This window comes from Pigmentiphaga sp. (genome assembly GCF_033795525.1).
Classification (GTDB): Bacteria; Pseudomonadota; Gammaproteobacteria; order Burkholderiales; family Burkholderiaceae_B; genus Pigmentiphaga.
This window is the reverse complement of the sequence record NZ_JARYGM010000008.1, coordinates 18905-34665: the sequence shown is the minus strand read 5'-3', so window position 1 is coordinate 34665 and position 15761 is coordinate 18905. Positions and strand designations below refer to the sequence as shown.

Here is a 15761-nt window from a genome sequence, read left to right as displayed (position 1 = left end):
ATGGCGCCGCGGCGGGCGGACCGGCTCAAGCCGGCGCAGCGGGACCCGCGGTCGCCTTGAGGCGCTTCATCCGCGCTGCGTAGAATTTCCCGAACCCCAAACCGATGACCGCAGCCGTGGAGGAAGCGAGCAATACTCCCAGCTTGGCGGCCCCCAGCATATTGGGATCAGCGAAGGCCAGTGTCGCAATGAAGATAGACATGGTGAAACCGATGCCCGCCAGGCAACCCACCAGCGCCACGCCCCCCCATGACAGACCCGGGGGCAGCGCGCACCAACCCAGCCGTACCGCGAGCCAGCTCATCGCCACCACGCCCACCGGCTTGCCCACCACCAAGGCCACCAATATTCCCAGCATCACGGGTACCGAGCCTGGCTGCCCGAAATCGACGCCATCCAGGCTGACACCGGCATTGGCCAGGGCAAAAAGCGGCATCACGCCATAGGCGACCCACGGATGCAGGGCCATCTGGACTCGCGTCACGGGCGCCAGCAGTTCGCGCTGCGCCCAGCGCAGGTCCCGTATCTGCCCGGCAGCGCGATCGATGTCGGCCGTGCCGGAGCGCGTCAAAAAGTCCGTCACGCGCTGGACGATATCCACGGGATGCTCATTGCTGCGGGTCGGCATGACGGGCGTCATCAGGCCCAGCACGACGCCAGCCAGGGTCGGGTGCGCGCCGGTCTTGAGCAAGCCGAACCACAGCACGGCTCCCGGCAAGACGTAGGCGTATGCCGATCCTGCGCCTATTGCCCGCAGCGCCAGGACCAGCAGGATGCCGATGGCCGCCACGATCAAGCCGCTGTAATCGAGCCCGCCCGAATAGAAGGCGGCAATGATCAGCACGGCGACGATATCGTCGATGATGGCCAGCGCGAGCAGGAAGATCCGTACGTTGCCCGGTATGGATTTGCCGAGCAAGGCGAGCACACCCACCGCGAACGCAATATCGGTTGCGGTGGGCACGGCCCATCCGTCGCTCTGCGGCGGCTGGCCGTTTGCCGCCAGGTAGATCAGTGCCGGCACGACGACCCCGCCCAGCGCGGCGGCCAGCGGCAAGGCGGCCAGCCTCAGGCTCGCCAATGCGCCCTCGTGGATTTCCCGCCGGATTTCCATGCCCACGACCAGAAAGAAAACGGTCATCAAGGCATCGTTGATCCAGAAGTGCAACGACTGCGAGACGACGTAGTCGCCGATGCCGAAGGTGAGCGGAGCATGCCAGAGCGCATGGTAGCTGGCGGCGAAGGGGGAATTGGCCCAGATCAGGGCGGCAGCCGCCGCCACAAGCAATACGATGCCGCTGACGGCTTCGATATGAAGGAAACGTTCGAGGGTGAGCAGCGCCTTGGCGGCGAGCGCCTGTGCACGAGGTACGGGACGCGGGGAAGTGTGTCGGGTCATGGCATATCGCAATCAGCCGACACCGGCGGCCCGACCGATGTCACAAACCTGCTCCTGGCGTATACAGCAGGAGCACCCGGCGCTATTTTATATGAATGACGTCGCCACATCCGCGTAAAGGAGCTGTTTCATGAAAGCCGTCGCGCTCGGAGCCCCCGGCGGGCTCGATCATCTCAAATTAATGGACCTGCCCGACCCCGGCACGCCGGGCCCGGGCGAGATACGTGTCCGGGTGCATGCCAGTTCGCTCAACTACCATGATTACCTGGTTGCCCAGCGTACCGATCCCCGGTATTTAGGCCGCATCCTGATGGCCGACGGCGCGGGCGTGGTTGAAGCGGTAGGCCCGGAGGTCACGGAATTCTCGACCGGAGACCATGTCGTCTCGACGTTCTTCCCGCATTGGCTGGACGGCGAAGCCCAGGTGGGCGATTTCTCCACGGTACCGGGCGACGGCGTGGACGGCTACGCGCGCGAAGTGGTTATCCGGCCCGCGCACTGGTTCACCCATGCCCCCAAAAACCTCGATCATGCGGAAGCCGCCACGCTTACCACCGCGGGGCTGACCGCCTGGCGCGCGCTGGTCGGCGACGGCCGGCTCAAGGCTGGCGATACGGTGCTGGCCCTGGGCACCGGCGGCGTCTCGATATTCGCGTTGCAATTCGCCAAGGCCATGGGCGCACGGGTCATCATCACCTCCTCGTCCGACGAAAAACTGGCGCGCGCCCGTTCCCTCGGCGCCGACCACACCATCAACTACAAAGCGGACCCGCAATGGGGGGAGACCGTCCGGCGGATCACCGGGGGCGGCGTGGACCATGTCATCGAAGTGGGCGGGCCCGGTACGCTGGCCGAGTCCATCAAGGCCGTACGAATCGCGGGACATATCTCGCTCATCGGCGTACTGACCGGGGGCAGCGGCGAAGTCCCGACCGCCGCGCTCATGGCCAAGCAGGCAAGACTGCAAGGACTGATCGTCGGCAACCGCCGGCAGCAGCAGGACATGGTGCGCGCCATCGAGACGATAGGGCTGCGGCCGGTCGTCGACCGGCGCTTTGCGCTGGAGCAGCTTGCCGACGCGTTTCGCCACGAGGCCGGCCAGACGCATTTCGGGAAGCTGTGCCTCGAGTTCTAGCCCGCGGCCGGCAGGCCGGCGTTCGACTACACAGGAAACGGACATGAGCTATCAACTATGGTATTGGGACGGCATTCCCGGACGGGGGGAATTCGTACGGCTGGCGCTGGAAGCAGGCGGTATTGCCTATCGGGACTGCGCGCGCGAGCCCGGCACCGAGGCTTCCGGCCTGGTCGCCGACATGACGGCGCCGCGGCCCCATCCGCCCTTCGCACCCCCCTACCTGGTTGCCGGCGACCTGACCATTGCGCAGACGGCCAACATCCTGCTGTTCCTGGGCGAGCGCCACGGCCTGGCCCCCGCCGACCTGGCCGGCCGCCTTTGGGTCAACCAGATCCAGCTCACCATTGCCGACATGGTGGCCGAAGCCCACGACGTCCACCATCCCATCGCCTCGGAGCTCTACTATGAAGAGCAGAAGACCGAGGCCTTGCGGCGCGCCGAGCACTTCCGCGGCCAACGCATGCCGAAGTTCCTGGGCTATTTCGAACGCGTGCTGGCGGACCGCGGCTGGATCACGGATAGCGGCCGGTGGACCTACGCCGACCTGTCGCTCTATCACGTGGTCGACGGCTTGCTCTATGCCTTCCCGAAGCGGATGAGCACTTTGGCGCGCGCCTTTCCTCAAGTGATGTCCTTGCACGAGCGGGTAAGCAAGCTGCCGGAATTGCAAGCGTATTTGTCGAGCGGCCGGCGTCTGCCCTGGGGCGACGGGATATTCCGGCATTACCAGGAACTGGACGGCAACTAAGCCGATTGTCGCGCTGCCTCAATACCGGTACCCTTGGGCATTCTCGTGCACCAGCCTGCCCATGCCGTCCCTTGTCCGTACCCTGCTCTTGATGGCCGCCTGCGCAGCCTTGCCGGCCCAGGCCGAAAGCTTCATCAGCCGCCTGCTGAACAAGCCCGTCCCCGGGGGAGTCGCCGTTGTGCCGCTGGGAGAAGCCCCGGTCGCCCCGGTCGTGACTTACCGCGACCGCCGCACGATGGTGCTGCGCGACGATACGGGACAATGGCTTTCGGTGGTGGGCATTCCGCTCGATACCAAGCCCGGCGCTCAGCGCATCGTGATCCAGGAAGAGGCCGGATCGCGTACGGTGGCCTTCGAGATCCGCGACAAGGTCTATGCGGCTCAGCACATCAAGCTGAAGAATAAGCGGCAGGTCAATCCCGACCCCGCCGATCTCGCCCGCATCGAAAAAGAAACTGCAGAACAGCTGGCCGCCTACCGGGCCTTCCGTCCTCACGGTCCCAGCAATGTCATGTTCGACAGGCCGGTGGAAGGCGGACGGCTGTCCAGCCCGTTCGGCCTGCGCCGCTTCTTCAATGGCGAAGCGCGCAATCCGCATTCGGGACTCGACTTCGCCGTGCCGGCCGGCACGCCGGTCAAGGCGCCTGCTGCCGGCAGGGTCATCCTTGTCGGCAACTATTTTTTCAACGGCAAGACCGTTTTCCTCGACCATGGGCAAGGCTTGGTCAGCATGTTCTGCCACTTATCGGAAATAACCGTGCAGCCCGGCCAGGAAGTGGCCCGCGGAGAAGCCGTGGGGCGGGTGGGCGCGACCGGCCGCGCCACCGGCCCGCACCTGCACTGGAATGTCAGCTTGAACGACGCACGCGTGGACCCGGCCATCTTCATCGGCGCCTTCAAGCCCTGATCAGCGCGCTGCGGCCCTGCAGCGGGCCGCGCGCGCTACCGTGTGCATGCCGTTATTTGGCCATGCCGCGTGCACGCTGGGCCAGATCGGGATTCTGCTCCAGCGCCTGGCCGATACCGTTGAATTCATCCACGGTCAAACCCTCCTGGTGGACAGCGTCGACCATTTTTTCGTCGGCCTCCTGGTGCACCTGCTGCTGCGAGGCGGAGTCAGGCGCGGACTGCAGGCGCGGCGTGTACTCCTGCGAAATCATGGCGACCTTCTGAGCTGCGCTGACGAACTTGCGCAATTGCTCGTCCGAGACATTGGTGGCCGGAGCCATCGGCGCGGGGGCGGCGCCCTGCGCCGGAGCGGGCGCCTGGGCGGGCGCCTGCGCAAGCGCTGCCGAACTCATCGCAAACATGCAGGCCGCGAGGGCGGAAAGGTAAGTGCGTTTCATGACAACAATCTCCACTCGGTTCGTCGTGGTCCCATGGTGCCAAACGAACCGGGGGAAGCAGGTAGCCGTGTGTATGCGCACTCGCGTGGCCGGCCTCACACGCCGTAACATCCGGACCGGGCGAGGCCCGCTCCGTCGGTGCAAGGATGAGCCTGCAGGCGGCGGGAATCCCCGCTGTGCGGTACGCGCGCCTATTCCGCCATGCGCCTAGGATGGGCCGCCGTGCCGGCCGAGGCCCGCTTACATCTGGTGGCGTATGAATGCGCGGCAGGCGGCGTCAATGCATGCCGGCGGACGGGTCCGTCGCGGCCGGCTGGCGTGCTCGCCCGATGGACGTCGGCGGAATCCAGACCGTTGCAATCATGACCAGCAGAGAAATAACCAGCACGGCCCAGAACGTCATGTGCAGAGACTGCTGCATGGCCAGTTCAATGGCGGGGCTCGCGCCGGCCGCCGACTCGAGCGCCTGCTTCAATTGCTCGGACGTGATGGGCGCGTCGATGGTCGCACGCGCTAGACCGAAATTGAATACTGCGCCCAGCGCCGTAGCGCCCAGGGTGCTTCCCAGGTTCCGCGCAAAGATGTTCGAAGCCGTGGCGCTCCCCCGCTCCGACACGTCGACGATTTCCTGGATCAGTACCAGCGAGCACACGCCCATGAAGCCCATGCCGAATCCGACTACCAGCGAGCCGGCGCCGGCCAGGACCGGGGAGTTGCCGGGCGCCAGCAGCAGGAAGGCACAGGCCCCCAGCGGAACGAGCAGGCTTCCCGCGATCATGATGTTGCGCAGGCCGTAGCGCGGAAATACCTTGGCCGCCAGCGTCGATCCCGCCGGCCAGCCGAGCATGATCATGGTCAATGCCAGGCCTGCCACGACTGGCGAGCGATGTTGAACGCCCTGCACGTACATCGGCAGGAAAGTCGTAAGCCCCATGATCACCATGCTGCCCAACAGCAGAGCGGCGTTGGCCGCGGCGATCGGCCGCCGTGCCCAGAGCGCGAACGAAACCACGGGATCGGCCGCCCTGCGCTCACGCAGGATGAACAGGACCAGGCAGACCGCAAAAGCCACTGCGGCGGCCCCTGCCCGGGCGCCCTGCCCGTCCCCTGCATCGGTCAGCGCGATCATCAAGGCCGCGACCGTGGCCGTAAACAGCAGCGCGCCCGGTACGTCCACGGACGTCCGGCGGCGCTCCCGGCGCTCTTGCAGGAAGAACACAAAGCCCGCCGCTGCGATGATCCCGACGGGCACGTTCATCCAGAAGATCCAGGCCCACGAGAACTGATGGATGATCAGCGCGCCCAGCATGGGCCCCATGACCGCGGAAACCGCCCACACGCTGGCCAGGTAGCCCTGGATCTTGCCGCGCTCCCGCACCGGATACAGATCGGCGACGATGGTCATGCCTACCGGCTGGATCGCGCCCGCCCCTATGCCCTGTATCAGCCGGAAAACGATCATCGACGGCATGGACCAGGCGAATCCCGCCAGCACCGAACCCAGCAGGAACATCGCGATACCGGCCAGCATGATGGGTTTGCGGCCGTAGATATCGGACAGCTTGCCGAACACGACCGTCATGGCGGTCTGGGTCAACAGGAATGACGCGAACACCCAGCTGTAGAGCTTCAGTCCTCCGAGATCCGCCGCGATCTGGGGCATGGCCGTCGCAACGATGGTCGCCTCGATTGCAATCATGAACATGGAAGCCATCACCGAAGCGATAACGAGGGGACGGCGCGAGGACTGCGATGCAGAAGCAGACACGATGGAATTCCGTAGCGAAAGAGAAGCCGGCGGCGCAACCGGAGGAGTGTAGAGCACCGGCCGCCATCCCGGAAACGAAGCCAGTCAGCCGTTTGTCAGGAACCGCCGCGCCGGTTGGCCGCAGTGCCGCCGCCGGCGCCGGCCCGCCCCTCGGCACTGGCCCATGCCGTCGTCCTGGTATACGCTTGGGCGGCATGTACCGCAAGCGGCCCATGCCCGACTCGAACCCACCGTTGCAACCTAGGAGATATCTATGTCGATCGCAAAACCCCATGCCGCCGTGCTCACGCTGAGCCTGCTGCTTGGAATTCCCACGGCCCACGGGCAGCTCCTGGACTCCGTCAAGGGTGCCTTGGGCGGCAGCCAGCAATCGGCCGGCTCAGCGGGCGATTCGATACTGGGCGGACTGGGAGGCTCGTCCCTTCCCTCTCTGGGATCGGTAGGGTCGGGCAACATCGCGGGCGTGCTGACGTACTGCGCCAAGAACAACTACCTCGGCGGCGGTGCCTCATCCGTCAAGGACAAGATCCTGGGCCAACTCGGCGGCGAGCAACAAGCGCAGTCCGATCCCGGCTACCAGGAAGGGCTGAGCGGCATCCTGGGCGGCAACAGCGGCAAGAAGGTAGAGCTCGGCGGTGGCGGGCTCAAGCAGCAGCTGACCGAAAAAGTCTGCGACCAGGTGCTGAAGTACGGGCAGTCGCTGCTCTAGGCCGGGCAAAGCTCGTCGACATTCCGGAGGTCATCATGCGACACCACGATGCCAGCAAACTGATGCAACGGCGCAACGTGCCGCCGGGCGCTGCAGAACCGCAGCCGCTGCCCGTCGAAGACTCCCTTGCCGACGCGCGCCACCGTATCGGCAGTACGGTGAGCTTGCGCAGCGCGGCCGATCCCTCCGTGCTGGTCACCGCCACCATACGCGAACGGGTATCGCTCGAGTTCACGGCGGACATCACCGGCTTCAGCAATGGCGCGGCTACCTTCGACGGCATGGCGGCAGGCGACGCGATCTCGTTCGACGAAAGCTACGTGATCCAGTTTTCGTCTGCCGGCAAGACGTAGGCGCCCAACCTGGGTCAGGCCAGGTGGCACACCGCTTCGATGTTGTATCCGTCCGGATCGAGCACGAAAGCGGCGTAGTAATGCGCATGGTATTTGGGGCGCAGGCCGGGCGGGCCGTTGCTGCGGCCAGCGGCGGCGGTGCGGTGCCGGCCGGTACGCCGCCGGCGCCGCCCTAGCGCTGGTCTTTGGGTTTGTCGTCTCCCAGGTCCTGGACTTGCCGCCGGGAGTCTTCTCCCTTGAAGCCGCCATAGCTGCTTTGCCCGGGATCGGCGCTGCGGCTCCGCAGCTTGTCGCCCTGCTTCTTGGCGTGCGCCCCGGTGTCGGGTTGGCCCAGGCGGCCGGATTCGGCGGGTTTGGTATCGCTCATTTCACGCTCTCCTGACAAAGAGCGCTTCCCGGCGCAAGCGCCATTCCCGCAACAGCCACCGTTGCGGCCGCGCAAATCCTATCGGGCCATTTATCTTTATCAATTGGCCGGGATGCGAGTACCAACTATCATTTGACATTCCCGTGACAATGACGTTTGGATCGCTCCCATGCTGCTGGAAGTCCTCTTGGTCTGGGTCACCTGCGCGCTATTGGTGGTCTACACGGTAGAGCGCAAGCGCAAAAAACAAGACTCCGCCTGAGACCATCCCGAACCGGGACGGCAACCGCCGTTCTGCTGCGCTCCCGGGCCGCCCCGCCCGGGGGTATTCCTCCCCGCGCGCCCCACCGGCATAGGTTTTCTATAGGCAGCCGACCGCGAGGCCGGACAATAGCCGCGACTCCGGCACCCCTGCGGAATGGCAAGCCAGACGCAGGATGGCGGCATTCAGGAAACACACCAGCAAGAAAGCGATCATGACGCGGAAAAACGCTCGTAGCCGTGGTCTTCCCCGCCCCTGCTCATGGAAAGGGTCCATACCAGTGCGCCAATTGATTCTAATTGCTAATGACGTTACATGATCCTGCGCTTATTCGCAATTATGAGCTGAACTTCATATGTTAGGCGGACGCTACACGTCCCTGTGAACGACCCGGCCGCAGCCCGCGAATTCCGCCATCCGGGTAGCCCAGGCATCCGCCCCGACTTACCGGCTGTCAAGCAAGCCGCCCAGCGGCTTGCTCGACCGGAATACGCGTGACAAGGTCGGCTCTGCGGTGCAGGGCCATGCGGTTGAATGGAGATAAGCGGATACCCGCTACCGGGACGCTAGACCGCGCCGGTGGGTATCACACGCGAAAGCGACGCCACGGAGATGTGCTGTCATACCGGCTCGCGCGGCAATCGTTCCTTCGCGGGAGCGGGGGCTTGCGAGACGACCAGGATGCCGCTGGCCACGATCAGGGCGGCACCGGCATAAGTCCACGCGTCGAGGGTTTCGCCCCAGAATATCCAGCCGAACAGCGCGGCCCATAGCAGCCCGGAATAATCGAAGGGGGCGACGACCGCGGGCGGTGCCAACCGGAAGCCGTGCGTGATGAACGTCAGGCCGAGCGTACTGAACACGGCCAGACCGACCATTCCGGCGAACTGCTCCTTGCCTATCGGCTGCCATACCCAGAACTGCGGTACCGCGCTGGCAAGGACCTGCGCCAGCACGATGTACAGCGCCGTGGTCAAAAGGCTCTCGCGGGCGCTGATGCGACGCGCGCTCAGCATCATGACCGCGTAGCCGACCGCAGCCAGCGCCGGCAGGATCGCCGCCGGGTGGAATCCGCTGAATCCGGGCCGCACCACCACCAATACGCCGACAAAGCCGGCCAGGACTGCGCACCAGGCTCCGACGCTTACACGCTCTTTGAGGACGAACGCCGACAGCAGCGTGACGAAAAGCGGCGCGGAAAATGCGATGGCCGTCGCTTCGGCCAGCGGAATATGGACCAGGCTCAGGTAGAAGCAGAAAGCCGACCCGACGTTGATGGCGCCACGGGCCAAGTGCAGGAATGGATGCCGGGTGACCAAGGCGGGACGGCCGCTGGCCCACAGCGCGATCACTGCCACGATGGGCACTGCGATCAACCCTCGCATGAATACCAGTTGCAACGGCGAGAAGTATTCACCCAGCCATTTGGCGAAACTGTCGCTGACTGTCAGGCAAAAGCAGCCAAGCAGAACGCTCCCGATTCCTCGGATGATCGCGGGTTGGCGGGCAGAGAACGCGGCGACAGGCAAGGGAGAGCACCGACAGGGTCATGACTGGGGCTCCTATCATAGTGGCTAATGACCCTCCCCGCCCCCGGAGTCGGGATTACTCCGCGGTCAGCTTCGCCTGCTTGACCAGCCGGGTCCAGCGGGCGATCTCGCCGGCCTGCAACGCCCGCAGCTCTTGGGGACTCCCGGCAACCACTTCCGCGGCCCCGTTGGCGCTGACGCGGTCCCGCACATCCTGGTCTTGCAGGGCGATGCGGGCCTTCTCATGCAGCAGGTCTATCACGCTCTCGGGTGTGCCCGCGGGCGCGTACAAGCCGAACCAGGCGTTGGCAACCAGGTTGGGCACACCGGCCTCGGCCATGGTCGGCACATCGGGCAGTTGCGCAATACGCCGGGCGCCGGTGGTCGCCAGCGCCCGCAGGCGCCCCGACTTGACATGCTCGATCACGTCCGCGGCAATGCCGAACGAGACAGGCACCTCGCCCGACAGCACGGCGACGACGGAAGGATTGCTGCCTTTGTAGGGGATATGCGTCATCCGGGTACCGGTCTCGGCCAGGAAGAGCTCCGCGAAGAGATGCTGGCTGCTGCCCACGCTGGCCGAGGCATAGGACAGCTTGCCCGGCTCGCGCCGTATCATCGCCAGCAGTTCGCCGACGTTCTTGACGGGAAGATCCGGGTTGACCACCAGGATACAGGGGGAGTTGGTAATGTGGACGATGGGTGCGAAGTCGCGCTCGGGGTTGTACGGCAGTTTGTCGTATAGCGCGACGTTCGTGCCGTTGGGGCCGATGCCGCCCAACAGCAGCGTGTACCCATCCGGTGCCGCGGTAGCCACCGCTTGCGCACCGATCAGCCCATTGGCTCCGGCCCGGTTCTCCACGACGAAGACCTGCCCCAGCAGCTGCCCCATGCGGTTGCCCAGGGCCCGCGCCATGGTATCGAAGTAGCCGCCCGCCGGATAAGGCGCGACTATCTTGATCGGTTTGGAAGGATAGGTCTGCGGCTGCGCCTGCGGCGCTCCGATGGGAAGCAGCAGCAGGGAAAACGCGAGTGCCCTCGTTATTGCAATCATGCTTGTCTCCTTTTGAGCGCCGAAGCGATCTGGTTGTTATGAGCAATGAAGCGAAGCGCACCGCGGGCCGCGGCGCGCTTCGGAAGCGAGTCCGCTACAGCGGGATCACCATCAGCGTTTCGATAATGCGCGAGTCATAAAGGATCCGGCGGCGCTTGAAGCGGGGCCGGTCGCCCGAGACGTCGACCAGGTCCTGGCATTGTCCGGAGGAATAAATCGCCATGTCTCCATCCAGCTCCATGGTGCGGACGACCAGGTAGTTGGAGCGCACGGCCAACGCCCCGTCTTCCTCGCCTATGATCTGCACGCCCGAAATGATGTGGCGATAGTGCTGCGGCTCGTAGACGTTGGCGATGCGCATGGACTTGATGCGGTCGCGCAGCTGCGCGGCGCTGGTGCAATCGATGACGGCCAGCGGCAAACCACGGTCGCTGTTGAAACGCGAAGTCACCGTGTAGCGCCCATGAGGCGTCATCAGTTCGGCGATGTCTTCGACGCGGTTCTCGTCGATGGCGCGCGCCCATTCGTAGACCAGGTTCTCGACAGGCCGGAAAAACGATTCGGAAGGCAGGGAAACGATCATCACAGCTCCATGTCGACGCGGTAGTTGTGCCAGAAGTTGCGGATGGCGCGCTCGGAAAGCTTGGTGGTGCCGCCGCTTTCCAGGTCGCGCCCCCCCATCTCGATGAAGGATTCGCCTTCCTGCCCGTCCCCCATGGCCCGGCGCATCATCTCGCAAACGGCGGCATCCTCGACGGAAATCATGCCGGCCGAGCCCGCGAGATTGGTCTGGGCCAGCCGCACGCGGGTCATTTCCTCGTCGTCGTCGGCAAAGCCGAAGTACGTCCACACCAGATCCGCCTGCCCCGGCCCCTTGGGCAGCAGCTGCCGCGTGGCGAGGTTGTTGGCGATCTGGTGCAGCACGAACGTGGGATAGGCGGTCAGGATCTGCACGCTGATCCCGTCGCCGAATTCGTCATGCCATTTCAGGATGCCCGGGTCTTCGAGGCGCAGGCTGTCGTTGTGAGAACGCAGCGCGGAAGCCGTCTCCTTGTAGTCGTCGCCGTTCTTCTCTGTGCCGGCCTTGGTATAGAAATACACATGGCGCCCCGAGCCGTCGAGCACCATGGCCGACTCCTGGGACTGGCGGGAAAGCCCGAACGTCCCGTAGAAGGTATGCAGGATATTTGCGTGATAGGAATCACGGGGATTCTCGTGGTAGGCCTTCCAGTTCGCATGGATGCGCTGGGTGTCGTAACCCAGCACCTTGAGCGGCCGGCGCAACACGCGCCGTATACCGTGGGCGATCTCGCCCAGCCATTGCTCGAGCGGCTCGACCTCGTCGGAAAACGTGGCAAAGACCAACCCGCACAGGGTATCCACCCGCAGTTTGCGCAAGCCATGGTGCGCGGGGTCGAAGTCGCGCGGCAACCCGCCTTCACCGTGCAGGCCGCGCTGGAACGCCACACGCGACAAGTCCCCTTCCAGCGTGTAGCTCCAGGCGTGGTAGACGCAATAGAGTTTGTTGGCCGTACCGAAAGGTTCGCGGCAGATCATGTTGCCGCGATGGGCGCAGCGATTCAGCATGGCGTGCAGCGACCCGTCGTTGGCACGGGTCAGCAGCACCGACGACTCGCCGATGTAGGTGGTCTTGTAACAGCCGGGGTCCGGTACCTCGGCCTCCAGGCCCAGGTAGTGCCAGGCGGGGCCCCGGAATATGCGCGCCTGCTCGCGGGCGTAGATTTCGGGATCGGTGAAGACCCAGTAAGGCGCGCTGGTGTATCCGGCTGCGGGCCACCGGCGGGTCGAAGACGGCGCTTGCGCCATATGGCTCATGGGCTCTGCGGCGTTCATGGCTTCTCTCTTCTGCAGGGTTGCGACACGGCGAGTGTGCCGACGCTCGCGGTGCAGCAAGAAGCCGTTCTTGCGCATATCGCAAAAAAGACGCCATGGCCGGACGAAAACGGTATGCTGGTAAGGCCCGCTCCTTCCAGTGCACCGACCGTCCCTCATGTCCCGAGCTTCTACCCGCATGGCCGTGCCCAGAGCAGCGCCCGCCGATCGGGACCGCATCGGCGGCCTGGCCAAGGGCTTGCGTCTGATCGAGGCCTTCGATTCCGCTCATACGCGCATGACCATCAGCGAAGCGGCCCGGCGCACCGCCATGAGCCCGGCGGCCGCCCGCCGCTGTCTTCTTACGCTATGCGAACTGGGCTATGCGCAAACCGACGGCAAGTTTTTCTGGCTGGGACACGGCGCCTTGCGCATCGCCTACGCCTATGCGGCCTCGACGCGCCTGCCCAGGATGCTGCAGCCGGCGCTCGATGCACTGAGCGAACGGACTCGCGAATCGGCAACCCTCTGTGTCCTGGACGGCGCCAATGTCCTCATTGCCGCGCGCTCGACCGCGCGGCGCACCATGCGCGTGGGGCTGGTCGCGGGGTCGCGCCTGCCGCTCTACTGCTCATCGGCGGGCCGGGCCCTGATGGGAGAAATGCCTCGGTCAAAGTGGACCGCGCTCGTCTCCCAGGCGCCGATGCTGTCCCTTACCCCGCACACCGTCGTCACGCTAGGCGGACTCGAACAGCTGCTGCACGAAGGCCGCGACAAGGGCTACTACACCTGCGACGAAGAAATCGAACTGGGTGTGCGGTCCATCGGGGTCCCCCTGTACGACCAGGCGGGGGTAACGGTGGCAGCCATGAGTATCTCGACCCGGGCCGAACGCATGACGACCACGGAAATGGTGCAGAAGCTGCTGCCCACGATGCTGCGCAACCAGCAGTGGGCCCGCTCCCGGCTCGGGTGAAAGCCGGCTCTTACTCCAGCATGCCGCAACGCCGCAAGGACGACAGCATGGAGGCATCGAGCAGGAATTGCCGCTGTGCCGCCTTGTCGCGCTCGAGCGCTACCCAGCGTTCGACCAGCTCCGCCCGCTGGACGCCCACTCCTTTCAAGGCGTTGTAGTTGGCCTGCGTATGCTTGTGGATAGCCTGGATCGCCTCCGGCCGGCGCTGCGCTTCATATTGCTTCAGCACCGTGGCGGGGTCGCCCCAATGCGCCGATAAATGCCTGAACAGACTCACGGCATCGTGCAGGCCGCCGTTCAGCCCCATGCCGCCCTTGGGATTGTTCAAGTGCGCGGCATCGCCCACCAGCAATGCCCGGCCCTTGCCATAGGCGGCGGCGACCCGCTGATGGACCGCATAGACTTTCTTCACCGCGATATCCCGCACGTCGAAGCCGGCAATCAAAGGCTCCACGCGGGAACGGATATAGTCGCTGTCCAAGGCCTGGACGTCGTCGACCTGCTCCGTCAACGGCAGGCTCAGGCGCCACATATCCGGGATGCGCAGGATATGCGCATAATGCTCCGGATCGGCGACATAGTTGACCATGGCCAGCCCCGGGATGAGCCGGGGCAAATCGGTGCGCGTACCCAGGACCAGGATGCGCTCGGGGTAGGTGAACCCCTCGAACGCGATATCGAGGATGCGCCGCGTGACGCCGCGCCCGCCGTCCGCCCCCACGAGGTAGGAAAAGGTTTCCTTCCGCGTCCCCGGCGCAGCGCCGATCGTGGCGGTCACAGCCTCGTCGGTCATCGTAAAGCCGACCAGTTCCTCGCCATGCCGGACCTCGACGTTCGGCATGGCCTGCAAGGCCTGCAGCAGCCATTCCGACAGCTTGAACTGTTCGCATTGCAGGCGGTAGGGATGGCGCGTTTCCCCGGCGATCAGCGCGTGGTCCAGCGTGGCGATCACGCCATCGGCCCACGTCCGGTATTGCACGACCGGGCATTGGATGCCCATCGCGACCAGGGGCTCGGAGATGCCATAGGGCTCGAGCAGGTCCAGCGTGGCCGCATGGAAGGTCGAGGCCCGATAGTCTTTCTGCAGCGAGGCCTCCTTTTCCACGACGGTGACGCGTACACCGCTTTTCCCCAGCAGGTACGCCAGGGTCAGCCCGACCGGACCGGCGCCGGCGACAAGGCAGTTAGCTTCAGACCTTAACAACATGAATCAGACTCCAGTTTCCGGCATGGATGGATAGCGAAACACGGACGGGGCGGGAGAGGTTCGGCTCAATCGCGCACACTTGCGTCCAGGCGCTTGACGATGGCGGTCATTTTCTCGAACTCCGTCCGGACAAAAGCCTGGAACTGCGCGGCGTCCAGCGCCTCGACCTCATACCCCTGCTTTTCGAGGTCGCGCCGGACCGCAGGATCGGTAATGGTCTGGTTCACGGCCCGGTTCAGCACGTCGATGACGGGCTGTGGCGTACCGCTGGGGGCCACGACGCCGTTCCAGGAACTGAATGACAGATTGGGCAGCCCGGCCTCGGCGGCGCTCGGGATATCCGACACGCTTTTCGACCGTGCGGGCGCGGTCACCAGCAGCGGGGTGACGCGGTTCTTGTCCGCGGTGGACATGATGGACGTAGCCGCGAAAAGCACGTCGATCTGCCCGGCCATCAGGTCGTTGAAGGCGGGGCCGGCGCCCTTGTAGGGAATGTGCGTGATGTTCAGGCCCGTAATGGACTTGAAAAGCTCGGCCGCCAGATGGGGCGGCGTGCCTACGCCGGCGGACCCGTAGTTCAACGTTCCGGAATTGGCCTTGCCGAATGCGATCAGCTCTGCCGCCGTCTTGAACTGCCGTTTATTGCTGACCACCATGACCAAGGGCGACGACCCCGTCAACGCGATGGGCGTGAACGACTTGACCGGGTCGTAGCCCAGGTTGGACTTCAAGGCAGGCAGGATGGCGAGCGTACTGGTGCTGGCGCAGAACAGCGTATAGCCGTCGGGCGGCGAGCTGGCCGCGGCCCGGGCGCCGATCGCGCCGCCGGCGCCGTCGCGATTGTCGACGACGACGGCCTGCGACAGTACGGACGACAGCTTGTTGGCAATGATGCGGCAGACGGTATCGGTCGGGCCGCCGGGCGAGAACGGAACGATCAGCTTGATCGGCTTGCTGGGAAAGTCACTTGCGGCGCCTGCGGTAGCGGACATGGCGCCGGCGATGATGCATGCGGTCAACGTGATAGGTTTCATTGGAGTCTCCTCGAGTGTTCTGCGTCACAAAGCGGACA

Annotated in this window: 16 protein-coding genes and 1 pseudogene; 6 read left to right on the top strand and 11 right to left on the bottom strand. The window is 64.9% G+C overall.

From position 1 onward, the window contains the following. Positions 1 to 25: 25 nt before the first annotated feature. On the bottom strand, positions 26 to 1399 hold the full coding sequence (gene nhaA / locus QHC78_RS16540; protein WP_319746469.1) for a Na+/H+ antiporter NhaA: 1374 nt from the start codon (positions 1397 to 1399) through the stop codon (positions 26 to 28). 130 nt (positions 1400 to 1529) lie between these two features. On the opposite strand from nhaA, the gene QHC78_RS16535 reads away from it, so the two are divergent. The 3 genes from QHC78_RS16535 to QHC78_RS16525 all read left to right on the top strand — a co-directional run bounded on the left by QHC78_RS16535 (position 1530) and on the right by QHC78_RS16525 (position 4192). After that, entirely contained in the window at positions 1530 to 2534 is a 1005-nt protein-coding gene (locus QHC78_RS16535) for a zinc-dependent alcohol dehydrogenase family protein (RefSeq protein ID WP_319746467.1), read from the top strand. A 43-nt stretch (positions 2535 to 2577) separates the two neighbouring features. Further along, entirely contained in the window at positions 2578 to 3285 is a 708-nt protein-coding gene (locus QHC78_RS16530) for a glutathione S-transferase (protein WP_319746465.1), read from the top strand. 61 nt (positions 3286 to 3346) lie between these two features. Beyond that, positions 3347 to 4192, top strand: coding sequence for a peptidoglycan DD-metalloendopeptidase family protein (locus QHC78_RS16525; protein WP_319746463.1), 846 nt, complete (start codon positions 3347 to 3349; stop codon positions 4190 to 4192). Between the two features lie 52 nt (positions 4193 to 4244). On the opposite strand, the gene QHC78_RS16520 is transcribed toward QHC78_RS16525, so the two are convergent. Both QHC78_RS16520 and QHC78_RS16515 read right to left on the bottom strand, forming a co-directional pair. Then, complete coding sequence (locus QHC78_RS16520; protein ID WP_319746461.1) at positions 4245 to 4631, bottom strand: DUF4168 domain-containing protein; 387 nt, start codon at positions 4629 to 4631, stop codon at positions 4245 to 4247. A 277-nt stretch (positions 4632 to 4908) separates the two neighbouring features. Continuing rightward, on the bottom strand, positions 4909 to 6399 hold the full coding sequence (locus QHC78_RS16515; RefSeq protein WP_319746459.1) for an MDR family MFS transporter: 1491 nt from the start codon (positions 6397 to 6399) through the stop codon (positions 4909 to 4911). A gap of 253 nt (positions 6400 to 6652) precedes the next feature. On the opposite strand from QHC78_RS16515, the gene QHC78_RS16510 reads away from it, so the two are divergent. Next, a complete protein-coding gene (locus QHC78_RS16510) occupies positions 6653 to 7108 on the top strand; it encodes a DUF2501 domain-containing protein (RefSeq protein ID WP_319746457.1) in 456 nt (151 codons plus the stop codon). A gap of 35 nt (positions 7109 to 7143) precedes the next feature. Then, positions 7144 to 7461: a hypothetical protein gene (locus QHC78_RS16505; RefSeq protein ID WP_319746456.1), complete on the top strand. Its 318-nt coding sequence runs from the start codon at positions 7144 to 7146 to the stop codon at positions 7459 to 7461. 14 nt (positions 7462 to 7475) lie between these two features. On the opposite strand, the pseudogene QHC78_RS16500 reads toward QHC78_RS16505, so the two are convergent. From QHC78_RS16500 to QHC78_RS16475, 6 genes and pseudogenes are all read right to left on the bottom strand, one after another. Beyond that, a pseudogene (locus QHC78_RS16500) lies at positions 7476 to 7598 on the bottom strand (VOC family protein); the annotation flags it as partial. A gap of 35 nt (positions 7599 to 7633) precedes the next feature. Next, the gene (locus QHC78_RS16495) at positions 7634 to 7828 is read right to left on the bottom strand and encodes a hypothetical protein (RefSeq protein ID WP_319746454.1); all 195 of its coding nucleotides are present in this window, start codon (positions 7826 to 7828) and stop codon (positions 7634 to 7636) included. Between the two features lie 882 nt (positions 7829 to 8710). Next, positions 8711 to 9619, bottom strand: coding sequence for a DMT family transporter (locus tag QHC78_RS16490; protein ID WP_319746452.1), 909 nt, complete (start codon positions 9617 to 9619; stop codon positions 8711 to 8713). A 76-nt stretch (positions 9620 to 9695) separates the two neighbouring features. Beyond that, positions 9696 to 10673, bottom strand: a complete 978-nt coding sequence (locus tag QHC78_RS16485; RefSeq protein ID WP_319746450.1) for a Bug family tripartite tricarboxylate transporter substrate binding protein — start codon at positions 10671 to 10673, stop codon at positions 9696 to 9698. 94 nt (positions 10674 to 10767) lie between these two features. Beyond that, on the bottom strand, positions 10768 to 11256 hold the full coding sequence (locus tag QHC78_RS16480) for an aromatic-ring-hydroxylating dioxygenase subunit beta (RefSeq protein ID WP_319746448.1): 489 nt from the start codon (positions 11254 to 11256) through the stop codon (positions 10768 to 10770). Next, on the bottom strand, positions 11256 to 12527 hold the full coding sequence (locus QHC78_RS16475; protein WP_319746446.1) for an SRPBCC family protein: 1272 nt from the start codon (positions 12525 to 12527) through the stop codon (positions 11256 to 11258). Before QHC78_RS16475 ends, QHC78_RS16480 begins: the two co-directional genes overlap by 1 nt. Positions 12528 to 12684: 157 nt before the next feature. Here QHC78_RS16475 and QHC78_RS16470 point away from each other — a divergent pair, with 157 nt between their 5' ends. Beyond that, positions 12685 to 13482 (top strand): IclR family transcriptional regulator domain-containing protein, encoded by a 798-nt coding sequence (locus QHC78_RS16470; protein WP_319746444.1) that lies wholly within the window; start codon positions 12685 to 12687, stop codon positions 13480 to 13482. 10 nt (positions 13483 to 13492) lie between these two features. Here QHC78_RS16470 and QHC78_RS16465 read toward each other — a convergent pair whose 3' ends face one another. Next, complete coding sequence (locus QHC78_RS16465) at positions 13493 to 14689, bottom strand: FAD-dependent oxidoreductase (RefSeq protein ID WP_319746442.1); 1197 nt, start codon at positions 14687 to 14689, stop codon at positions 13493 to 13495. Between the two features lie 65 nt (positions 14690 to 14754). Further along, complete coding sequence (locus QHC78_RS16460) at positions 14755 to 15723, bottom strand: Bug family tripartite tricarboxylate transporter substrate binding protein (RefSeq protein ID WP_319746441.1); 969 nt, start codon at positions 15721 to 15723, stop codon at positions 14755 to 14757. Positions 15724 to 15761: the final 38 nt, after the last annotated feature.